General features: G+C 45.7%; 15 protein-coding genes. 5 read left to right on the top strand and 10 right to left on the bottom strand.

Annotation, left to right across the window (positions count from 1 at the left end):
* Positions 1–52 precede the first annotated feature (52 nt).
* The gene (locus AC58QM_RS12525; RefSeq protein WP_497284339.1) at positions 53–2035 is read right to left on the bottom strand and encodes a glycoside hydrolase family 127 protein; all 1983 of its coding nucleotides are present in this window, start codon (positions 2033–2035) and stop codon (positions 53–55) included.
* A 143-nt stretch (positions 2036–2178) separates the two neighbouring features.
* Here AC58QM_RS12525 and AC58QM_RS12520 point away from each other — a divergent pair, with 143 nt between their 5' ends.
* Entirely contained in the window at positions 2179–3045 is an 867-nt protein-coding gene (locus tag AC58QM_RS12520; protein ID WP_497284337.1) for a helix-turn-helix transcriptional regulator, read from the top strand.
* A gap of 147 nt (positions 3046–3192) precedes the next feature.
* Positions 3193–3714, top strand: coding sequence for a DUF559 domain-containing protein (locus tag AC58QM_RS12515; RefSeq protein WP_497284335.1), 522 nt, complete (start codon positions 3193–3195; stop codon positions 3712–3714).
* A gap of 219 nt (positions 3715–3933) precedes the next feature.
* On the opposite strand, the gene AC58QM_RS12510 is transcribed toward AC58QM_RS12515, so the two are convergent.
* Positions 3934–4824 (bottom strand): SMP-30/gluconolactonase/LRE family protein, encoded by an 891-nt coding sequence (locus AC58QM_RS12510; protein WP_497284333.1) that lies wholly within the window; start codon positions 4822–4824, stop codon positions 3934–3936.
* 167 nt (positions 4825–4991) lie between these two features.
* Here AC58QM_RS12510 and AC58QM_RS12505 point away from each other — a divergent pair, with 167 nt between their 5' ends.
* Together AC58QM_RS12505 and AC58QM_RS12500 are read left to right on the top strand one after the other, a co-directional pair.
* The gene (locus AC58QM_RS12505) at positions 4992–6068 is read left to right on the top strand and encodes a YncE family protein (RefSeq protein WP_497284331.1); all 1077 of its coding nucleotides are present in this window, start codon (positions 4992–4994) and stop codon (positions 6066–6068) included.
* 110 nt (positions 6069–6178) lie between these two features.
* On the top strand, positions 6179–6655 hold the full coding sequence (locus AC58QM_RS12500) for a CBO0543 family protein (RefSeq protein ID WP_497284329.1): 477 nt from the start codon (positions 6179–6181) through the stop codon (positions 6653–6655).
* 65 nt (positions 6656–6720) lie between these two features.
* On the opposite strand, the gene AC58QM_RS12495 is transcribed toward AC58QM_RS12500, so the two are convergent.
* The 8 genes from AC58QM_RS12495 to AC58QM_RS12460 all read right to left on the bottom strand — a co-directional run bounded on the left by AC58QM_RS12495 (position 6721) and on the right by AC58QM_RS12460 (position 19854).
* Complete coding sequence (locus tag AC58QM_RS12495; RefSeq protein ID WP_497284327.1) at positions 6721–7530, bottom strand: MBL fold metallo-hydrolase; 810 nt, start codon at positions 7528–7530, stop codon at positions 6721–6723.
* A 122-nt stretch (positions 7531–7652) separates the two neighbouring features.
* Positions 7653–9914: a glycosyl hydrolase family 95 catalytic domain-containing protein gene (locus AC58QM_RS12490; protein ID WP_497284325.1), complete on the bottom strand. Its 2262-nt coding sequence runs from the start codon at positions 9912–9914 to the stop codon at positions 7653–7655.
* 13 nt (positions 9915–9927) lie between these two features.
* Positions 9928–10830: a carbohydrate ABC transporter permease gene (locus tag AC58QM_RS12485; protein ID WP_497284322.1), complete on the bottom strand. Its 903-nt coding sequence runs from the start codon at positions 10828–10830 to the stop codon at positions 9928–9930.
* 18 nt (positions 10831–10848) lie between these two features.
* On the bottom strand, positions 10849–11817 hold the full coding sequence (locus tag AC58QM_RS12480; RefSeq protein ID WP_497284320.1) for an ABC transporter permease: 969 nt from the start codon (positions 11815–11817) through the stop codon (positions 10849–10851).
* 76 nt (positions 11818–11893) lie between these two features.
* Complete coding sequence (locus AC58QM_RS12475) at positions 11894–13513, bottom strand: extracellular solute-binding protein (RefSeq protein WP_497284318.1); 1620 nt, start codon at positions 13511–13513, stop codon at positions 11894–11896.
* Positions 13514–13732: 219 nt separating this feature from the next.
* Positions 13733–16036 carry a helix-turn-helix domain-containing protein gene (locus AC58QM_RS12470; protein ID WP_497284479.1) on the bottom strand — a complete coding sequence of 768 codons (2304 nt, stop codon included), beginning with the start codon at positions 16034–16036 and terminating at the stop codon, positions 13733–13735.
* Positions 16037–16161: 125 nt separating this feature from the next.
* On the bottom strand, positions 16162–17316 hold the full coding sequence (locus tag AC58QM_RS12465) for a glycoside hydrolase family 88 protein (protein ID WP_497284316.1): 1155 nt from the start codon (positions 17314–17316) through the stop codon (positions 16162–16164).
* 24 nt (positions 17317–17340) lie between these two features.
* Positions 17341–19854 (bottom strand): glycoside hydrolase family 2 TIM barrel-domain containing protein, encoded by a 2514-nt coding sequence (locus AC58QM_RS12460; protein ID WP_497284314.1) that lies wholly within the window; start codon positions 19852–19854, stop codon positions 17341–17343.
* Between the two features lie 126 nt (positions 19855–19980).
* Here AC58QM_RS12460 and AC58QM_RS12455 point away from each other — a divergent pair, with 126 nt between their 5' ends.
* Positions 19981–20874: a helix-turn-helix domain-containing protein gene (locus AC58QM_RS12455; protein WP_497284477.1), complete on the top strand. Its 894-nt coding sequence runs from the start codon at positions 19981–19983 to the stop codon at positions 20872–20874.
* Positions 20875–20914: the final 40 nt, after the last annotated feature.

Raw genomic sequence — 20914 nt, 5'->3', positions numbered from 1 at the left:
CAAAAAACAAGCTAAAGCGAGCGCTTTAGCTTGTTTTTTTATATTCCAGCATTTACACGCTTCCCTTGCGAATCCATACCGTCATCTCGCCTATGCTTCGATTGCCCCAAAGATAATACGGCACCGCCTTGAGTTTCACTCGTTCGGCGGCCTTTTGCAATCCTATCGGACGATACGGGGTGTCGTCCGACCAAGACGCCGCCTCATCGACGAGGCCTTCTGCCTCAACACTGACGGCTCCACCTAGCAATCCAGCCTCATAAACAGCTTCCAGCTTCTCGCCTGTTACTAGAGAGACAGAAGTTAATGGTGCCCTGTTATCTACTTCTTCCAAGCAATACACGAGGGGGCCACGTTCGATGGCAATCTTGCCCGCGTTCGCCCGAATCTGTGGGTGCGCGGAAGTCAACTGCGCTTCCAGCGCAGGCTCCCACTCCACGATGTCTCCAACTACCCATTGCCGCTCAATCGAAGCATAGCCATTTATCGTGTCATACGTCGTCAGAGCGCCGTTAATCTTCAAAACCGCCAGCCCCTGGCTCCACGCTGGGATACGCAGCGCAAGTGTCCACTTATCCTGCGGGGCTTCTGTCAGCTCTATACTCACATAGCCTTCCCAGGGAAGCTTCGATTGTTGGGTAAATTCGACTTCCCCAACAGCGAGTTCAAAACGCGCCTTACTGCCGATGAATAGATGCGTGTAAACCGTATTTTCCTCTGAAGAAGATGTGTAAATATACCTATTTAATGAACTAAGCAGTCGTGCCACGTTCGGTGGGCAGCAAGAGCAGCCAAACCACTTCTGCCGTTCTGCTTTGACATGATGGCGACCTGGATTCAGCTCGGAGGCTTTCGGCCAAACCTCTAGCGGATTCACATAGAAATAATGTTTGCCATCCTTTGACATGCTGCCAATGACATTGTTATACAACGCCCGCTCCATGACATCTGCATAGTCACTCTTTGCTTCTAGCTGAAGCATGCGCTGGGCAAAGAAGATGAGGCCGATTGAGGCACATGTTTCTGCATAAACCGTATCGTTGGGCAACTCATAGTCGAATGTGAATGCTTCGCCATGATGCGTTGAGCCAATACCACCCGTGATGTACATTTGTTTCTTGGTTGTGTTATCCCACAAACGGCGGCAAGCAGCGAGCAGTTCTTGATCTAACGTCAATCTGGCAAGATCAGCCATAGCCGTATACATGTAAACAGCACGCACCGAATGCCCAATGGCAACTTCCTGCTCGCGAACCGGCTTATGTGCTTGGTTGTATGCCAATTGTGCTGCTGTCGGTATCGGTTGCTTCTTTTTCGTCCAATGGCTGATACCCTCTCTTTGCTTACATTCCTCAACGAAAAAGTTCGGCTCTGCGCCGCGCTCATCCATAAAAAACTGAGCCAACTTCACATAGCGTTCTTCCCCTGTCGCCTTTGAAAGTTTGACAAGTGCAAGCTCGATTTCTTGATGTCCGTCATAACCGCGTAATTGACCCGGCTCACGGCCAAAAACCGTCTCGATATAGTCCGCAAATGTGCACATGATATCTAAGAATTTTCGTTTACCCGTCGCTTCATAATAAGCAACAGCCGCTTCCATCATATGTCCAGCACAGTACAACTCATGCGCTTCATACAAATTCGTCCATGCTTGACCAGGCTCTTTAATCGTAAAGTAGGTATTTATGTATCCGTTCTCTTGCTGAGCTTTGCCAATTAAATCAATAACTTCATCGGCGATTTGTTCTAAATGAGGATCCGCCGTAATCGCGAGCGAATAGCCAACCGCTTCGAGCCACTTGGCAAGGTCACTATCTTGAAATACGAAACCGCCATACTCGCCTTCTTCCAGTCCTGCTGCAATACGGAAATTGCGAATCGCGTAACTAGGCTCTGCATCAGCAATTGCATCATTCAAGGCATCCCATTGATACGGGATAACCGTCTCTCTTACAAGTTTCATGAACGGATTCCAAAAAGAATCTTGGATGCGTACCTTGTTACTAACAGCCTGTGTACTTGCAGAATTCACCATATGTCGATTCTCCTCTTGTCAGCTATTTAATATAACATTTGATTATCATCTACTTACAGTTTATCCTTATAAATAAAGAGAAACTATAAATAATCCCAACCTATTTTATATAAAATTTAACACTGAAAATGCGAGGAGACGCGATGGGTGAACGTAGCCATATCTGGATGGAACTTCCTCCACTGCCTTATTACCTCATGATTGGCTTGTCCACCTACCAGCCAGGTGAAATGCATCCTAGCCGACGTAATCTAGGCATGTTTGATCTTCTTTGGGTGACCAAAGGAGCTTTATATATGGGTGAAGATGAGCATGAGTGGGAAGTTAAGGAAGGCCAGACACTCTTATTGCTGCCAGACCGTTACCATTATCCTGTCAAAGCTTGTGACACAGAGACTATTTTCTATTGGATACATTTTGACTTCAATGGTGTGTGGCAGCAAACGTCGGAGCAAGATCAAGGCATGGTTTACCCACAAGTTCGCAAGTCTTGGGAAAATCCGTATCGGATTCGCATCCCACAATACAGCTCTCCACCGGAGTTCGCCCTTGCAGAGCGGCATCTCCGCAAACTGATGACCGATTCCGCATCGCAGCGCTTAGAAACGTATTGGAGCGAGCAGCAGCTTTTCATGGAATTGCTGCGACTACTTGACGCTGGACAAGCCCGTAACGATGCGTCACCTGCTTTGAAGCTCGCTGACAAGATCGAAGCATACTTGCGCCAACATTATCAATCCGATGTGACGAATACCTCACTCGCCGAAGAGTTTCATTTTCATCCCAATTATATCGTCCGATGTATGAAAGAAATCTATGACTGCACGCCAATGGCTTATCTGCACGAATACCGAATTGAACAAGCGAAGCTGCTGCTGATCAAAACGGAGTGGTCGATTGCGCGAATTGCTGAGCATATCGGGTTCCTCAACGCGCCTTACTTCTCGAATTGCTTTAAAGCAGCTATCGGGATGTCCCCTCTCCGATTCCGTAAGCAATACTCGCCTTAGCTTGCTTTTGACGATTCATGTCTTGTCACTCAGTCTGCATTCATATAGAATATAGAGGAATAGATGCTATGGTCGTGAAGCACACAGACCGCCCTCTCCAACTGGAGATGGGCGGTTTTTCTATGCTATGAAAAGGAGGGCATTACAATGTCATTTAACAAATTCTATGAGGAATTCCTACAAGTTCAGTTACACGGTAGGACTGGTGAAGCTTTAAGACGTCTTCAGGAGGGGCATGCTCATGCTGAGAAAATGTTTCTGGAGCTCATTTGGTGGCCGGCAGTCGGTCGATTTGATTGGCTACATGCAGAATACCCTGTATCAGATTATAAGGATGGCGTTCGATATTTGGATTTTACCTATATTCGAGGGACGCACTTGGTCTGTATCGAAATTGATGGTTACAAAGCACATCATACGAATTTGAATCGTTGGCAGTTTGCAGACCAGTTAACGCGTCAGAACCATCTCGTACTTGATGGGTGGAAGGTACTCCGTTTCTCTTATGATGAGATTAAAGAAAAACCGCGTCGTTGCCAGCAATTGATTCTCCAAATGATGGGCAGCTGGTTTGGAGAGGAACACTCTGGCCCTGTGTTAACATTAGAAGAAAAAGAAATACTCAGGATCGCTGGACAATCTAACGACCCGGTGTATCTCATCCGATAAGACCTCCTTATGTGCTTATTCCCTATCTTTCGATGCATTTGGCTTGCATTCTTGAGCAATAAGCACTCCTAGCTTGCTTAAGTCCGCTCACTAGCTGTTTGCCGCACGAATAAGCACTTGCTGTTGCCTTATTTGCTAGTTGGTTTATTACCTCCAAGTAATTCTCCCTAGCTTCAAAAAAAAGAAGCCTCCCACTCGGAAGACTCCTTATACTAGCTGCTAACCACCATAGAAATTCGCATGTGCTCCCGATACATCTAGCTTTATTCGAAACAGTCCTCCCGCATGGGGTTGCTTCTCTCTATCCTCATCGCTGACACCAACGCTAGCCGTCGTGATATACAATTCATCCATGTGTTCTCCGCCAAATGCACAAGAGCTTGTTCTCTCCACAGGGACAGGAATCGAACCTATTTTTTCACCCGTTAGGGGGTTGTAGCAACCTACTTGCCATCCTCCCCATTGCGCGATCCATAGCATCCCTCGGTTATCCACAGCCATCCCATCTGGAAAACCTTCTCCCTCGGGTATCGTTATGACGGTGCGAGGATCAGAGACATGCCCTGATTCCGCCTCATACGCATAGGCCACCACTTTCCGCGTCGGGGAATCTATGTAATACATCGTCTTGTTATCCGGGCTCCAGCCTAATCCATTGGATACGGTAATACAGCCATCCTCGATGGTATGAACGGTACCGTCAACGTCTAAGCAATAAAGGGAACCTGTTGTGCCCGACTCATTTTGAGCCATCGTTCCCGCCCAGAAACGCCCTGCTCGATCACATTTACCATCATTAAATCGATTGTTAGGCAAATGACTTTCTGGATCGTGCAAGGGGGTCCATACTTCCGAGTCCAGATCAAGCGAATGAAAGCCTCGCTCCATGGCAAGTACCAGGCCACCTTGTTTACGTGGTACAGCTGCTCCAACCTTTTGATCCAAGCGAATGGTTCGATGGGCTCCGGTAGCAGGGGTTAGCAAATGTACGGATTGTCCATTGATATCAACCCATATGATTTGACCTGCACGGTGATCCCAAACAGGACCTTCGCCTAGCTGTGCCTTACCATCCCAGATCAATGCTAATTCTGTATATTGCTGCTCCATATGAACGCCTCCTGTATTGTGCGTAGCTGTTTATCTTCCTGCTTTTTTGACGCGCCAATGCGATGAAAGTTGTGCAGGATTCTAAGTTCCTTTTGAGCATCAGTTCCCCATCTGCAAGGTCATGAATATGATTTAGGAACCACATGTCTTGGGGAAGGGGATTCAGCATGCTTATCCGTAAAGCAGTCCGTGTAACTACGCAAAGAATCAAAACATCGTTGCCACGCCTGATTGCAACTATTCCTGTCAGCAGCCCTGCTGTTCACTTCGCGATCAATCCCATCACGAATCGGGTATATGTTATACAAGGTGACAATCACTTAGCTGTTCTGAATACAATCACAAATAAAATCATATCCACGATCAAAATAGGTGAAATGGCTTCGAATTTGGTTGTTAATACGCGGACGAATCGCATCTATACTGCTAACTTCTTTGATGGTACCGTATCTGTCATAAATGGTCGTACCAATCGTGTTATTTCCACAATCAAAGTGGGTGAACGCTGTGACCATATTGCAGTGAACACACATACCAATCTTATTTATGTATCGACGATCTCCCTAAGCTCAAAGAATGCCAATGTCGTCGTCATAAATGGACATACCAATCAAGTCTATAGACGAATTTCTTTCACCGGACGTCCCTCTCAACTGCTTGTTAATGAATGGGCCAACCGCATCTATGTAACGAATACAACTACGGATACATTGTCCGTCATTAATGGACTTACCAATAAAATTGTTAGTACCGTAAAGGTCGGAAGAAACCCCGTCATCACACCTGTGCTAGATAGGAAAACCCAACAACTATATGTGGCAAATAACCTAAGCCGTTACTGTTCAGTTATTGATCTTCGCACGATGAAAGTTCGTAAGATTCAACTTGGCCGACTTCAAAGGGATATCACGATAAATCCCCTTACAAACCGAATCTATATCTCAAGCGCACAAATTTCTGTAAATGGCCGACTCTTTGTCCTTTGCAGCAAGACTAACAAGATTATGAACACGTTAACGATGCCTACTTTTACAGATGTACTGATTAATCCGAGGACGAATCATTTGTTCGTTTCGGCATCTACAGAGACTGGAACGCTCCCGTTAAAGGTGTATAATGGTAGCAGTCTGAATCCGCTTACAAAACTCCGTGTTGGCAAAGGCTCAGGGTCTTTTCTGTTGAACCCACGTACGAATCGTATTTATGTCGGAGGGGAAAAGTCGATCTCCGTTATTCAGGACTAGGGTGCTCACTACTAGGTGGAACAACGCTAGGCGTCTATTAGAAGTATAAGCTATAGGGGTTTAAGTTGAAAGGTACGGGTCATACTTGATAGTAACTACGATCAAGAGGAGTGGGACGTATACTTGTAAATATCCTTATAGGTTTTATAATTCCATGGATATTAGCGCTCGCGTGGTACAAAAAAGCACCGACCATTGCGATACTTATATTTCCGGTCTCTGCCATCATTTCTTCCCTGATTAACGCTTTTGGCTATCACGTTGAATTTTGGGATTTCACACCTAAAATTGAGGATGACGAAACGATTTCTGCGCTCCCTTTTGACATTGGCCTCTATCCCTTGGCTGGCTGTGTCGGGATTTACTGGATAGATTTCAAAAAAAAGCATCCACTCATTATCCTACTTTTAATTTCTATCCTATTGACTTCCCTTGAATATATCGCATATCTCGTTGGTAAAGTTGAATATGGTCACGGCTGGACGATTGGTTGGACCTTGCTCAGTTACTTCATCGCTGTTTCTGGGGTATATGGATTCTATGTGCTGGTGAAAAGGCATGGCGTAAATTTCACAAGTCGGAAATGAAAGATCCACCTCTGCATTAAGTGGCAGGGTGGATCTTTTTTGTGTTCGATGAGTGGGGTATCGGTTTACAAGGTAACCATCAAGCCATCATACGCAACTTGGATACCATTTGGCTCAAAAATTCCCACCAAATCCTCATGCAATAAACCTGCATTATGTGAGAAATGCGTGACAACAACTTGTGCTCCTGGTTTCAAAATACCATGCGTATCCAACCACACTTTGGTCTCTAGAACAGCATCGATATTCATATGATTTTCACGATGAAGACTTCGCCCTGTCGTACATTCGAGAATAGCTAGATCGAGTTTTTTATCTTGTAGCCAAGCCCACGTCTCTTCCGGAAACCAACCGCTGTCGTTGCCATAGAGAATGGATTTGCCATCTTTTTCAATGTAGTACAGCATGCACGTTTCTAACTTGTCGTGACTGGCTAATAACGGAACGATGGTTGCTGTTTGCGTCTTTACGGACTTGAAAGGAAGAACGCGGTGAAATTCAAAATCATGCTGATACCCATTCAGCACTTGAAGGGAGATCCGCAATGGGAGATCATGACCATAGACATGGATTTTATCTCCACCATATTGGGCGTACCCCTTCGCTCGAATCACCATATCCTCGGCATACAGATGATCGGAATGAGAATGTGTTATCAGCACATCCTGAATCTGATTCATATCCAGGCCATATTGATGCGAATGGTATAGCGTATCCGGCGGAAAATCAACCTTCAGTACGTTGTCAATGATGACAGACGTGCGTGAGCGAATATTTTTCCCTTTGCGCTCACGAGCTTGTTGGCAGGTTGTACATTGGCAGAACAACGATGGTATGCCTTCAAAGGCAGCTGTGCCGAGAAAATGTATTTGCATCCGATACCCCCTACTAATCGGTACTATTCATGTTGAATCATCATGAAATCACATGTTGTTTGATGTTATTTTATGTTGATTTCGTAGGGGGTGTCAATACGAATCTTCCTCGGCGGCGCACTTCATCTCGCCAAATCCTCGCCTTCACCATCATCCATCGCTGGAAACCCAAACAATCGCCAAGGCTTCAATCCGCCAAACGGGCGGATCGCTCTTCCAACCTCACGGACCTCTTGAATCGTTAGTTCCGGTCTTTCAACACTTGGGTAGAGAATAACTTCTTCCCCCATCGCCAAATGAATTTCAATGAGTTCCTCGGTATCATCCAATACCGTAACGTAAGCATCCTCGCTGCCAGAGATTTGACATCGAATAATCCCATGCCATCCCGTCTTAATTAGGCATGGCTCCCCTGCTAAGCTTTTCACACGAATCCATGAGGTACGTCCTTCCTTCCGCACAGCGCTTACCAAGAACGAGCCCTCTGCACGTAAATCATGAAAAGCGGCTTCGCGCCATTCTTCCGGCACCGCCGGGAATACTCTCAACGTTCCGCCCCAGCTTTGGAGCAGCATGTCTTGGATCGCTTCTGCTCCTGCAAGCGGCGTTTCTATGACTGGACCTGCTTCTTTATACATCGTGTTCGGCTTTAGGATAGGCATCAGCGCTTTCAAATACCGCAGAGCCTCGCTTCCTCTACCTAACGTTGCTGCAATGGAGGCAGCGCCTGTTAAGCTGAACCCACGGAGATCGCCTTCCTTTTGAATCCAATGATGCAGCGACTTGGCCATGAGCTCTCGATCCTCTTCACGATCACATCCAACCAAATGAAGCGGGAATATAGCTAGTAAATGACTAAAATGTCTGTGACCATATGCAAGCGGCGTATCTTTCCCCACCATAAAACCCGTCTCGTCAATTGGCAGCGGTGTTAATCTTTCCAATACGTTGCGCCAGCTTTCTTGTAGAGGATCCTCAGTCTGCACGCGATCACAAATGCTCAACAACGTTTCGCCCCCCCAACGCAGAAGCGCCAAATCGTAATGGCAATCGCTCACCTTCGTTTTCATAAAAGAGCCATATTCCGGAGAAATCGTCGGAGGCAGATGTAATCGCCCATCTTCGCCTTCCTCAAGTAGATGAATATAGTAATTGATACTTCTACGCAGAATTGGATAAAGTGTATCCTTGAGCAAGCGATCATCCATCGTATAGCGATAATGCCTCCACAAGCTATGGCATACCCAAGTCAAATTCCCGACTTCGTCATCGACAGGACTATCTAGATCAAAACTGCAGCTGCGTCCAAGTCCTGCGGAATCATGCTGGAACTCTTCAGGCACATTACGTATCAATTGCTCAAAATGATCCTTAAGCGCGCGCACAAGCGATTCCCCGATAGCTAGACGTCCAGACGTGTAGACAGGTGAATAACTCATTTGCACATTCATGTTAAACCAGACGCCTGCCCAAGGGGTCGGCGCAAGCCATGGCCCTTGATTATCGATTAACGGCTTATCAGCCCTTGTTGCCGATGCCAGTTTGTACATTTGAATCCAATAGAAGCTTTCCAGTTGGCCATCCGGAATGGAGATAAAACTTAACTGATAATACCGGTGCCACCATGCTCGATGTGAGGCTATCCAATCGTCATAATCTGTTGACGCAGCCTGCAAGACCGCAGTAACCGTTTCTTCCTGTGCTTGATCATTACAGCCCTTGGCAACTGACAAATACCACACTCTTCGCGTCTCGGACAATCGCACTTCTTTGAGAGCCGTCACACAGCCTTCATTCGTCGTATACGTTTGAACAGTGACAGCTACCTCATTCTGGAACGTCTTCTCAACTCGAGTATCTGGAATGAACTGATTCAAGTTGATGCCATCCGCATTCACCAATACAGGGTCAACCTCAGCATGCGGATACCACTGTAATTCTGCCCCAGTCTCTCCACGTAGCGTTTCTATCTCCACGCATAGGACGGGTTCTTCGCTATGAACAAAAGCACGAAGCTTCACTTCGCCTTTCGTTGTTGTGATCCGGCCACTTACTTCCGCGTTCCACAAATTCAACCGCAGCTGCGTCGGATGATAGATCATCCCTTCCAGCTCCAAGTCCAGCTCACCGATCGGTACACGAGGTGGAAAACCTGGACGGTCCGTCCGTGTCGCAGTGACATCCGTGCGTCCCGTCACTAAACGCAGCACATTGCGTTTCTTTGCATGCTCTTCACCGTAAATCATGGCACCGATAAGACCATTCCCGATGAACGCACCTTCATCCCAGCTAACCGGTTTGACAACCCATTCCATGTCGTTCGGTGCCAAAAACTTTTGCCAATCGACGTCTAATTCAATCTCGTTAATCTGACTACTTGCCATGCCAGCGTACCTCCTATCCCTTAATAGCTCCGATCAGTGCACCTTTGACAAAATACTTCTGCAGGAACGGATACACAAGAAGAATTGGCACAGTCGCCACAATGATCGTCGCATATTTCAAAGTCGCAGACAGCATAGCAACGTCACCCGCCGAAGCCCCACCTGTCATCGAGCTAGCTTCACCTTGCAGCAAGATTTCTCGTAAGATTAGCTGAAGCGGATATAATGTGCGGTCCTGAAGGAAGATCATCGCATGGAACCAAGAATTCCAATGACTTACACCGTAGTACAGAAGCATAACGGCAATGACCGGCATGGATAATGGCAAAATAATTCGGAACAGAATGACAAAATCGTTCGCACCGTCAATTTTCGCAGATTCTTCTAACGCATCAGGAATGGCTTCGAATGCCGTTTTCATCAGGATTAGATTAAAGGTATTGATCGCATGTGGAATAATAATAGCCCACAAGGTATTGTTCAGTCCGACCCCTTTGACCGTCAAGTAAAATGGAATCAATCCCCCGCTGAAAAACATCGTGAACACGATGAACAGCATGATTTGCTTGCGGTACTGCAAGCTTTTGCGTGAGAGAGCATACGCCCCTAAGGAGGTAAGCAAAATATTGAGTACAAGACCGACTAGTACAACAAAGAACGTATTCCCATACCCTTTAATAATCATTGGATTCGCAAATACACTCTTGTACGCTTCCAGTGAGAAACCTAGCGGTTTCCACAGAACACCACTATAGGCCATGAGCTGACTAGCATCACTGAGTGAAGCAAATGCCACGTAAATAATCGGATAAATGGTCACGATCATAAGGATCGTCAAGAACACCGTATTGCTCCAATCAAAACTTCGTTCAGCAATCGACGGTCGATTCGTATTCGTTTTCATTTTGAGCTCCATAACCTTCCTCCTCCCTGCCTACCATAGACTCGTGTTGTTTAATTTCCGACTTATCCAATTGGAACAAACAAGTAATGTGAAATTAATCGCAGAATTGAATAAACCAACTGCTGAGCTGAAGCTGTAATTAAACTCTTGCAACCCTACCCTGTATACATAAGAGGATATGACATCCGCTGTTTCATACGTACCTGGATTGTATAGCAAAATAATTTTTTCAAAGCCTACGTTCATCATTTTCCCCATTTCTAAAATGAGTAAAATAATAATGGTCGGCATGATCCCTGGAATCGTCACATGAATAGCCTGCTTCCAACGGCCAGCGCCGTCAATGCGTGCTGCTTCATATTGCTCTTGATCAATTCCTGTTAAGGCCGCCAAGTAAATAATCGTGCCCCAACCAATATGCTGCCAAACACCGGAAGATACATAGATCGGACGAAACATATCTGCTTCAAGTAAAAACGTAGTACGTTCTCCACCCATCCAAGCAATCAAATCATTGATAACGCCTTCGCTGGACGTAAAATCTTTTAATATCCCACAAATAACAACGAGTGAAATAAAATGAGGCATGTAAGTCAGTGTTTGAACACTCCGTTTAAACACAGCATTTTTCACTTCATTGAGCAGCAACGCTAATATGATCGGAGCTGGAAAGCCGAAAACTAGCTCGTTTAAGCTGATTAAAAGCGTATTTTTAATCGTCCGCCAGAAATAAGGACCTGAAAAAAACATTTGAAAATTGTCAAAACCTACCCAGTCACTGCCCAATATACCAAGCCTTGGCGAGAAATCTTTAAACGCGATGATAGCCCCGTACATCGGTGCATAATGAAACACACAGTAATACAGCAAAACAGGCAGCAGCATCACATACAAGTATTTATTTTTTCGTATATCGAGAATCAGACCGAGTTTGGTGCCCGCTTTCTTTCCCTTATTGGCTAAGAAAACAGGTGTCGATTCATGTTTGATAGCTTCCATATCATAGTCCACCCTTCAACAGTCTTCTTAAAGATAAACGTGCCAGCGGGTGGCCGACACGTTCTCTGTCATATTCTTAGCGCTTATTGTAACGGTCGAAAGCATCTTGGTAAATTTTGAGCACTTTATCGCTTCCCATTTCTTGAATGCGCTTCACGTACTCGTCAAATTTTTCAATCGGCTCTTTGCCCATAACAAATTTAATGAACATTTCTTCTTTATAGGAGCTAATAGCCGTGTTAAGTTTGGCGATTTCCTTACTTTCCTCTACCGTCGGAGTAATGAAAGTCGGCATGACGTGCTTAACAGCATCCGTCTCAGCCCATATTTGCATAGCATCGTTTTGCTCTTTATAGGTATTGAAATTCTTTCTGGAATCGCCCAAGAACGGCCCGTTCGGCTTTGTATATTGGGATACCATTTGCTGCAAGTTCAATTTAGGATCCTTAGTAATTTTGTCAGACCAAGTTGGTACACCACTCACGAGATTGAAGCTTTCGCCTTCGATACCGAAGTTAAACAGCGTAGCCCCTTTCTCACTGTAAGCGTAATCCAACCACTTCACTGCGAGTTCCGGATCCTTAGCAGCTGTCGTAACGGCTTTACTCGCTAACGGATTGTATTTGAAATCACGTTGTCCGATAAAAGCACGCTCACCTTTCTTCAAAGTTGGATAAGGTGCTGCGATGAGATGGTAGTTCGGCTCTTTCTTCTTCGCTGTATCCATCCAGCGGCCGATGACGCTAAGCAGTCCGACCGTTGAACCGGATGCATTGCTAAGCATCTTGTTATCGAGCGATTTCGAATCCGTATTCAAGGCAAAATCTTTATCAATTAGACCCTCTGCATACCATTTGCGGAAAAGGGTTAGTACTTCTTTGAACTGAGGGTCAATTGGACCGTATTTTACTTTTCCTTGATCATCGATGTAGTAGCGATTCGCAGTTTTGTAAGCACCAATGAACGCATCCTGGATGTTGAGCTCGCTACCTGTACTGTATTGCGCAGTGAACGGAGCTGTAGCACCTTTCTTTTCCTTAAACGCTTTCAATACGGTATACCATTCATCGATTGTCGTTGGTACTGGTAAACTTAATTCATCCAGCCAGTCTTTCCGAAGAATTGGACCACGGAATACAAGTCCATTGTCCGGACGAATCATCGGGAATACATAGTATTTGCCGCTATCCGTCTTCATCATTTTATCCAGTTCTTTATCTTGTTGTAAAAGTTTCTTCAAATTCGGTGCGAACTTATCGATCAGATCGTTCAAAGGAATAATCATTTTATCTGCGATTGCCTTCTCAGGACCGCCTGGGTACTCTTTGTTCCAATCATATTCGATCACATCTGTTAAATTATTGGAGGCGATCAAGAGATTGAATTGCTCCTTCTTCTGACCGTCAGCAGGGTGTGTATATTTCACTTTAACGCCGGTTTCTTTCTCTAACTGTTTACCAAATGCCGATTCACCCAAATTAGGTACAATGGAGGTGATGTTCGGATTAATTTCTTCCCACGAGCTGATCGTTCCTGCGCTTGCAATTGGATATTTCGCTGCTTCAACCGCTGGTGCGGATGATGACGATGCTTTCGGTGTGCTGCTCGCTTCTTCTTTCGAACATGCGGCTAATAAGCTTGTTGTTGCCAAGATAATGGAGAGTGTCGTTCCAATTGTCTTCATCTGCTTTTTCATAGATATCCCCCTCGTGAATGCGTATTCCTACTTGCTCATGCAGCTCACACTGTCTGGTGTGGTGCACCGATAACGTTATTATGCGAAGTAAAGCGCTGTTTGGGTATCATCAAAAACAGAAAACCATCATCAAAATCTGTATTTTCACATCTTTAAAATTGGAACTCACGTGTAAAAAGAGAAAAAGCCACACAAATGGTGGCAACTTCCCCAGCTAGGCTATACAAAGTCTTTGTATTTCCCAGGTGTAATTCCTTCATATTTCTTGAAAATACGATTGAACGTATTGATATCCTCATAGCCCACTCGTCTAGCAATGTCCACGATGGAGGTCGATTGTACGGCTAAAAGCTTTTTCGCTTCCTCAATCCGTGTCTTGTTGATGTGTTCGAGCAGCGCTTCGCCTGTCTGAGCTTTAAATTGCTTCGATAAATAGGACGGGGTTAAGTTGAACACATCCCCGATCATCGTAATATTTAAATCCGTGGAACTGAAATTCTCTTTCACATAGGTAATGATTTGTTGACTAAGCTGGTTATGGTCCTGCTTGCGTTCTTGCTGAATAGATTGACATACTTGCTTAAGCACATCGCTAATCTGCACTTTCATATCTTTAATCGTTGTACACGCTGTTAATCGATCAATAGGATTGACCTGATTCATGAATTCCCGCTTATTGCTTGCGCCGATTTCATCAATGGTTTTGAGCATGGTGGAAATAAGGTCGAACATCAAGCATTTCGCCAGAGGAACCGATAGGGATGCACCGGATACATTGATTTCGATAATTTCATCAATCATCGCTTTCGACTGATCGTAGTCACCCGTTTTCACAAAATTGATTAACTGCTGTTCCACATGCAAGGGATAATAATAGCTTGATTCCCGTTCCGTTTCCGCATCAGGTAAATCGTTGTAGCGAATGATTTCGCCGCTTCCCATCACCATTCGATATTCAAGTGCCGAAAGTGCTTCCTGATAAGCAACTGGGATGCCAGCCAATTCTTGATGAATGCGGCTAATGGCGATGGTCAAATGTACATGAAAGTGCTCCAACATGAACGCTTTCACTTGTTCCGCGATATCTTGTACCTCATCCGATTCAGGGTTCTTTTTAAAATTAATGATACATGCTTGTAAATTATCTAACTCCGTTGAAAAGGCTTGATGCTGAATGCCAACAACTTCTTCTGCGACATTCATGATAATAAACTGAACATGCTTGATCTTCTCGGCGTAAGCAAACTCGGTGGACTCCAATTTGCCATAATGATCAACTTGAAACAATAATACAGCAAAATGTGAAGTCGCCAGCTCCATATTATGAACCGCAAGTGATTCATGAACAGGTACATTACGCTCTAAGGAGCCTTTTAGTAAGCCTTGGAGGAAATGGGAACGAATCGTGTCCCGATGCTGCTCCAGACGTTGACCGATCTGCTCTTTCTCCGTGAAGGTATCATTCAGTGCAGCTTGCAAATAGCCATACTCATTGGAGCCTTCCTTGAAAGAAATGCTAGATCGCGTAGATAAACTTCGAATCAGCTTGCTTATCGGATCATAATTACGTTTGAGCATCAGAAATGTGACAATGCCGCCAATCAGGAGACTGAGCGCGATACTAATCGAGATCAGGTTTTTGACATACTTCATTTTTTCATCAAAAAGATCCGCAGGCATCATCGAAATGTATTTCCAGCCGGCTCTATTCGAAGTTGTATACGAAACCGCATACTGTTTGTCTATCAATTTATCGTAAAAGAAACCGTTCTCACTTGTTAGCTTATCGAGAGATAGAAAATCTGGATTTTTATCTAATCCCGTTGAAGCAATTAAGCGATTCTGGCGGTCGAGTACCGCGATAGACGAATGATTTGGTGACATGATATTCTCAAGCAGTTTGGAATCTTTAATCGTAAATAGGATAATTGCACCTGGCTGCTCGGGTGTGTCAAGAATGATTGATTTGGCATACATCACGGCTTTCACCGCTTGTCCATCTTCGCGAATCGTCACTGGCGAGTATTCTTGAATATATCTTTTATCAAAAGTAGCTTGCCATTCCTCATAGCTCATGTCTTCGCGAGTCCGAACTCTTTCATATAATTGGCGGCTGTTGATATGATCGCGTGTGGAGACTACCGTATCACTATTTTTGTAATACACATAAATTTGATCGATATAATCGTTAGCCACTTTGTATTTGCGCAAATCATCAACGATTTCAACGACGTCATAATATTGCTCATCCTTCAACGGTTTGGATACCGTAATGAAGCCTGCCAGACGTTTGCTTAGTGCCATCTCAACACTCAAGCGTTCGATACCAGCCAAATTACTGTCAATCGCTTGCTCTATCTGTTTGAGCAGCGATTCATTGGCGCGATTAACTTCCGATTCAATCACATGCCAAGTTGCCGTATAAATAATGCCGCTGATCAAGATAGGAACGAGCAGTACAGACATGTAGGATATGAGCCAATTCACCATGACACTCCGTTTGCTAAATCGTAAGTTTTTCATTGTCACAGCTAGTCCCCCGTGTTCGCATGGAATTGATTTCAATTAATTATACACGAAAAGCAAAAAGAAACACCGCTTTCCCTTATTGAAAAAGAAAAGTGGTGTTGTACTAACTTACTGCTCAATTAGAATATTCGTTGCTTCCAGCCCTGCAATTTAGCTAAAGCCTCAACATAATAGTAATCTCCATAGATGAGCGAAACGTTTACGTTCTGACCAGCCGGCTTATGCCCTGTACCCTCGAGTAGAATAGCTTGATGCTCTGGCTTATCCCATGTCGCATACTTCTGCGTAAGAGACAATAGCGTACGTTCTGCCGCATTACGGTAGACCGCACCTTCGGTTGGCGGCAGGAAAGCTGCTAATTCAATTAAACCGGAAGCGGCACAGGTAGCTGCAGATGTATCTCTTGGCTCATTATCCAGCGACTCGTCTGCGCGGAAGTCCCAATGAGCTACGCCATCCTCTGGCAGACAGGCCAAGAAGTAGTTCGCTACGCGCTGTGCAGCTTTTAAATACTTCACGTCTCCTGTAAAGCGGTATACATTGGCTAAGCCATGCAGAGCCCACGATGCTCCTCGGCTCCAAGCCGACTGTGGCCCGAATCCTTGACCGCCGAGCGATTCAATAAGCTCACCTGTCTTCGGATCGAAGCTCAGGATATGATTGACGGAGCCGTCTTCCCGGATGAACTTCTCCACAACCGTATCGGCATGTGCTCTTCCAATATGTTCGAAGCGCGGATCGCCTGTCGTTTCTGCTGCCCAGAACAAAATGGACAGATTCATCGTGGAGTCAACAATCGCCCAACCATGCTTATCTTGGTTCCAAGCGCGAAGGAAGTTACCTGCCATATTGAAACGACCTGCCAAGAAATTAGCTGCTTGAAGGCCGCGACGCAAGCCATCCGTGTCCCCTGTCAGCTTATGTTTAATCACCGCTGTCGGCAAGTATTGGAAACCGACATCATGATGGAAATTATGATCTTGAATACTTTTTTGCTCGAACTTCCCATCCCACTCCCAAGCTGCTTCTTTGTAGTGCTCTTTGCCTGTCATCTCATGCATAATCCATAGAATTCCTGGCCAGAAGCCTGAAGTCCACCAATCGACCCGCATATCGTCATAGATACCGTCTTCTTTGGCTACGTGGGGAGATTTGTCCCCGATTTGTTCGATCATCCGATCAACCTTCACTTGAAGCTCTTTCCATACATCAGGCAAAATATCCCCAAGCTTCTGTGCGTTCTGCCAGTTTACGGCGTTTTTAAGTTCACTCATCTTAAAATCCTCCTCTAAGTGGGTTTACTTCACAACTTCTATGATTGCTGTTACTGTAGACATCCCTTCGCATGCAGCACTAATGACAGATGTGTAACTCCGCTGTGCAGCGCGATTGCCTTTGGATTGGGAGGCTAAAGAGGATGCTGGGCCACCTGCACTCACGAAATCCGTGACGGTTATGGCAGCAGGTAAGCCTCCCGTAGGATCTAGGTAAATGCCTGCACGACCACTGGCGAGTTGAACTTGTCGCGAACCACGGATTGTGCCGAGATTATCAAGCAGTTTTCCATCCCCAGCTAACCCAAATCGTACAAATAAGGCTGAATCGGGGCAGAAGATACCCTTCGCATCATAAGCCCGGACTTCTGCATACACACGTCCATCCGCTAAGGTTTCCGTCGTTAGTTGGATCTCGGTAGGCTCACCCCATGCGTCCGATTGATACGTGAATTGCAGCTCGTCGCTCACAACCTCGCCATCCACAATCGCTACCGTACGTAGTTGATATTCACCCGCGGTTAACTCCGTTTCCCAACGAAGACCTGCGCAAGGGAAGTCTTGCGAATCACGCTGCTTCACGCCCAAGCTCTCTCCATTTAGGAAAAGCTCAACCTGTGCAGCGTTCGAGTACACTTTGATAAGCTTACGTTCGCCCTCCATGCCCCAGCGAGTCGGCATTGTATGCCCATAGATACGAACCATCGGCTTGTCAGACCAATAGGATTGGAACACATAAAAGGCTTCCTTCGGTGTCAGATCGCGCTCGACGATCCCTTTCATATTCAAATATGGAATTGGGGAATCCGGCCGAACTGGTGTTGCGAAATCTTTGAATGACCACTGCGCTGCACCCGTCAGCCAATCCATCTTCTCCTGTGACTTCAAGTACCAATCGATCATGTCACAGAAATACGTTTCCGACCAATCGCCATCACGTGATACGCGAGGTTCGCCACCCGTCAATAAGTAATCCCCATCACGCTCATCCGTGACGCCATCCGTGTTTGTCATAAAAGCAAAGCCAGTGAACGGTTTCTCCACATGCCGAGTGGGCAAATTGTCCGCGCCCCACTCCATATGGAAGAACGAGTCCACATTCTCAAATGCTGTCTGACAGCTCGATTCATAGTCGGTGTAGATGCCACGATACCATCCTGCCCAAATAGAAGGGGAGTACACATCGATAATATCCTTACAAAATTCACATCGACGAATCGCCGTTAAGCGACTTGGGTCTAGTTGATGCGACAGATCATGCAACGCTTTCATAAAAGTGCGAATTTCTTGCTGATCGAAATGATCAAAATCGCACTCCCAATCGTTCTCATTGCCCAATCCCCATAAAATAACGGATGGATGGTTATAATGCTGTGCAATCATGGCCGTAAGCATATCTATACATTGCTCGCGGTACGCTGGACCGCCTAGACCGCCCCGGCACCAAGGGATTTCTTCCCAAACGAGAATTCCTAACTCATCACACAGGTCTAGGACAATACGCGACTGCTGATAATGTCCAAGGCGAATGAAATTAGCCCCCATGGCTTTGATCAGCTGCATTTCTTCACGAATCATCGCTTCCGTCATGGCTGCCCCAACTGCTGCATGATCTTCATGACGGTGTGTACCTCGTAACAAGAGACGCTCACCATTGAGCTTAAACGGACCTTGTTTCACAAATTCAAATGTCCGGAAGCCAAATCGTTCTTGACTTGTCGTTTCGCCATCCTCACATTGGAGGACAACGGAGCAGTCGAATAAATAAGGGTCTGAAACTGACCACAAATGTGGATCCTGTACATTGAAGACCGCAATCTCCTTCTCATCCTGCCAAGTTGGCAACGAAAGTTCTGTTTGCCCAACAATCGCCCCATCCTGCTGCTTCAGCACAATAGAGAGTTTAATTGTCTCAGCTAGCTGATCGGGATTGTACAATTTCGCACGTACACTGACTTTCCCACTTCTTAGCGTTTGATCAGAAACGTCTTCTAGTTGTGCTTCCACATGCACTTGAGCCAAGGAAATCTGCGGTACATAGACGAGATTCAGATAACGATACACACCGCCATATAGATTAAAATCACTCGCATCCGAAGGAATCGTTTCCAACTCACGGCTGTTATCACATCCGATTGCGACAGGTACACGCCCTGCATAACGTTCGATCCCTTGGGCTCGCACAACCGCTTCCGAGATATCTACCGTAAACTCGTCATACCCGCCTAGGTGGGAATCCACCTTTTCCGTGTAGACATACACATCCGTGCGCTGCCCCGCCCCTTCAAAATGCAACAGCGTTCTGCCCTTCGGATAAGGGTTATTTATCTCCAGCTTGTTCCGGTACCAACCTTGTCCTTGATAATATTTATGATCGGGATCCATCACATCATAACCATTATACGTGTGTGGAAGCGTAACCGATTCCCAAGGCACATTATAATGATTTTGCAGCTTGTCTGAACGCCATACCTCCCAAACCCCGCCTAAAGATCCGCGATAGTGCTCCCATTGCTCATTTAAACGCTGTTTCAACATCTTACGTGTCTCCTCCTAGTTGCGCATTCACTTGTCTTCATCGTATCAAAAAAAAGCCCGAAAAAGTTTAGGCCTCTTATGATAAAATGTTGTTAGAATACGATGAGGTGATCCCCCGTGAAGCTGATGAATTACTTAAACTTAAATGTGCATCCTGTGCAATTATCGTTTTTTAAAGATCGGACAAACTCATTCGAAGAAGTGTTTCATGCCCATCAGGGAATGGAGCTTCTCGTCGTCCATGAAGGCACTGGGTTTGTCGTAATAGAACAACAAATTGTCGAGCTGCAGCCTGGCACGATTTTCTGCTTCAGACCGTTTCAGCTGCATCGCATTCGAATTCATAATCTGCCTCAGGATAGCTACATCCGATCGCTTTTCGTACTTGAGCCTGTTGTTCTTGAGGCAGCTCTCTCTGCCTTCCCAGCTCTTCGCGATTTTCTACGAAAGCTTTGGAAAGAGCCGCTCGTTCCGCAAGCGTTCCGAAGCGATGATCTTTCGGCGCTTGAAGCCATGTTTCGCAGCTATATGCCAAGGCTTGATGCAGCCAAAGATCGAGGACCAGAGCGACTGTTGGAAGAACAGTTGCTGTTCCTCACAGCTTTCGTGCATCAGCTGCGCACGGACTCAGATAAAGCTGCTTTCTCACAGCCTGATTCTGTTCCCATGCCTACGCCCAAAAGCTCTTCAACAGCCGAGCGAATGCTTGCGTGGATCGAGGCTCATTATATGGAGCCTTTCAAACTGGAGGAGCTGGCCTCGGCGGTTCACCTAACACCAAACCATGTATCTGCCACTTTTCATCAATCCATTGGCAGCACAATAACAGAGTACTTGACGGCCCGCCGGATCCGACAAGCCTGCTGGCTGCTGCGCACGACGGATATGTCCGTTCAAGATATCGGGGAATCCGTGGGATTAGGTAACTTCTCGTACTTCTGCCAACTCTTTAAGAAACATGTGGGGTTCACTCCTTACAAATTTAAGGGGATGAGTGCCTATACGATTTTCATTGAGTGATACAACGTTGCTTTTGTTCAAAATTAGTGACAAAATGCTG

It is taken from the genome of Paenibacillus sp. J22P165, assembly GCF_059692015.1.
This window is presented reverse-complemented; position numbering and strand designations above follow the sequence as displayed.

Excerpts from the sequence above, each read along its gene's own strand:
- AC58QM_RS12525 (WP_497284339.1), bottom strand. The coding sequence starts at position 2,035 with ATGGTGAATTCTGCAAGTACACAGGCTGTTAGTAACAAGGTACGCATC.
- AC58QM_RS12520 (WP_497284337.1), top strand. The coding sequence starts at position 2,179 with ATGGGTGAACGTAGCCATATCTGGATGGAACTTCCTCCACTGCCTTAT.
- AC58QM_RS12515 (WP_497284335.1), top strand. The coding sequence starts at position 3,193 with ATGTCATTTAACAAATTCTATGAGGAATTCCTACAAGTTCAGTTACAC.
- AC58QM_RS12510 (WP_497284333.1), bottom strand. The coding sequence starts at position 4,824 with ATGGAGCAGCAATATACAGAATTAGCATTGATCTGGGATGGTAAGGCA.
- AC58QM_RS12505 (WP_497284331.1), top strand. The coding sequence starts at position 4,992 with ATGCTTATCCGTAAAGCAGTCCGTGTAACTACGCAAAGAATCAAAACA.
- AC58QM_RS12495 (WP_497284327.1), bottom strand. The coding sequence starts at position 7,530 with ATGCAAATACATTTTCTCGGCACAGCTGCCTTTGAAGGCATACCATCG.
- AC58QM_RS12490 (WP_497284325.1), bottom strand. The coding sequence starts at position 9,914 with ATGGCAAGTAGTCAGATTAACGAGATTGAATTAGACGTCGATTGGCAA.
- AC58QM_RS12485 (WP_497284322.1), bottom strand. The coding sequence starts at position 10,830 with ATGGAGCTCAAAATGAAAACGAATACGAATCGACCGTCGATTGCTGAA.
- AC58QM_RS12480 (WP_497284320.1), bottom strand. The coding sequence starts at position 11,817 with ATGGAAGCTATCAAACATGAATCGACACCTGTTTTCTTAGCCAATAAG.
- AC58QM_RS12475 (WP_497284318.1), bottom strand. The coding sequence starts at position 13,513 with ATGAAAAAGCAGATGAAGACAATTGGAACGACACTCTCCATTATCTTG.
- AC58QM_RS12470 (WP_497284479.1), bottom strand. The coding sequence starts at position 16,036 with ATGAAAAACTTACGATTTAGCAAACGGAGTGTCATGGTGAATTGGCTC.
- AC58QM_RS12465 (WP_497284316.1), bottom strand. The coding sequence starts at position 17,316 with ATGAGTGAACTTAAAAACGCCGTAAACTGGCAGAACGCACAGAAGCTT.
- AC58QM_RS12460 (WP_497284314.1), bottom strand. The coding sequence starts at position 19,854 with ATGTTGAAACAGCGTTTAAATGAGCAATGGGAGCACTATCGCGGATCT.
- AC58QM_RS12455 (WP_497284477.1), top strand. The coding sequence starts at position 19,981 with ATGAATTACTTAAACTTAAATGTGCATCCTGTGCAATTATCGTTTTTT.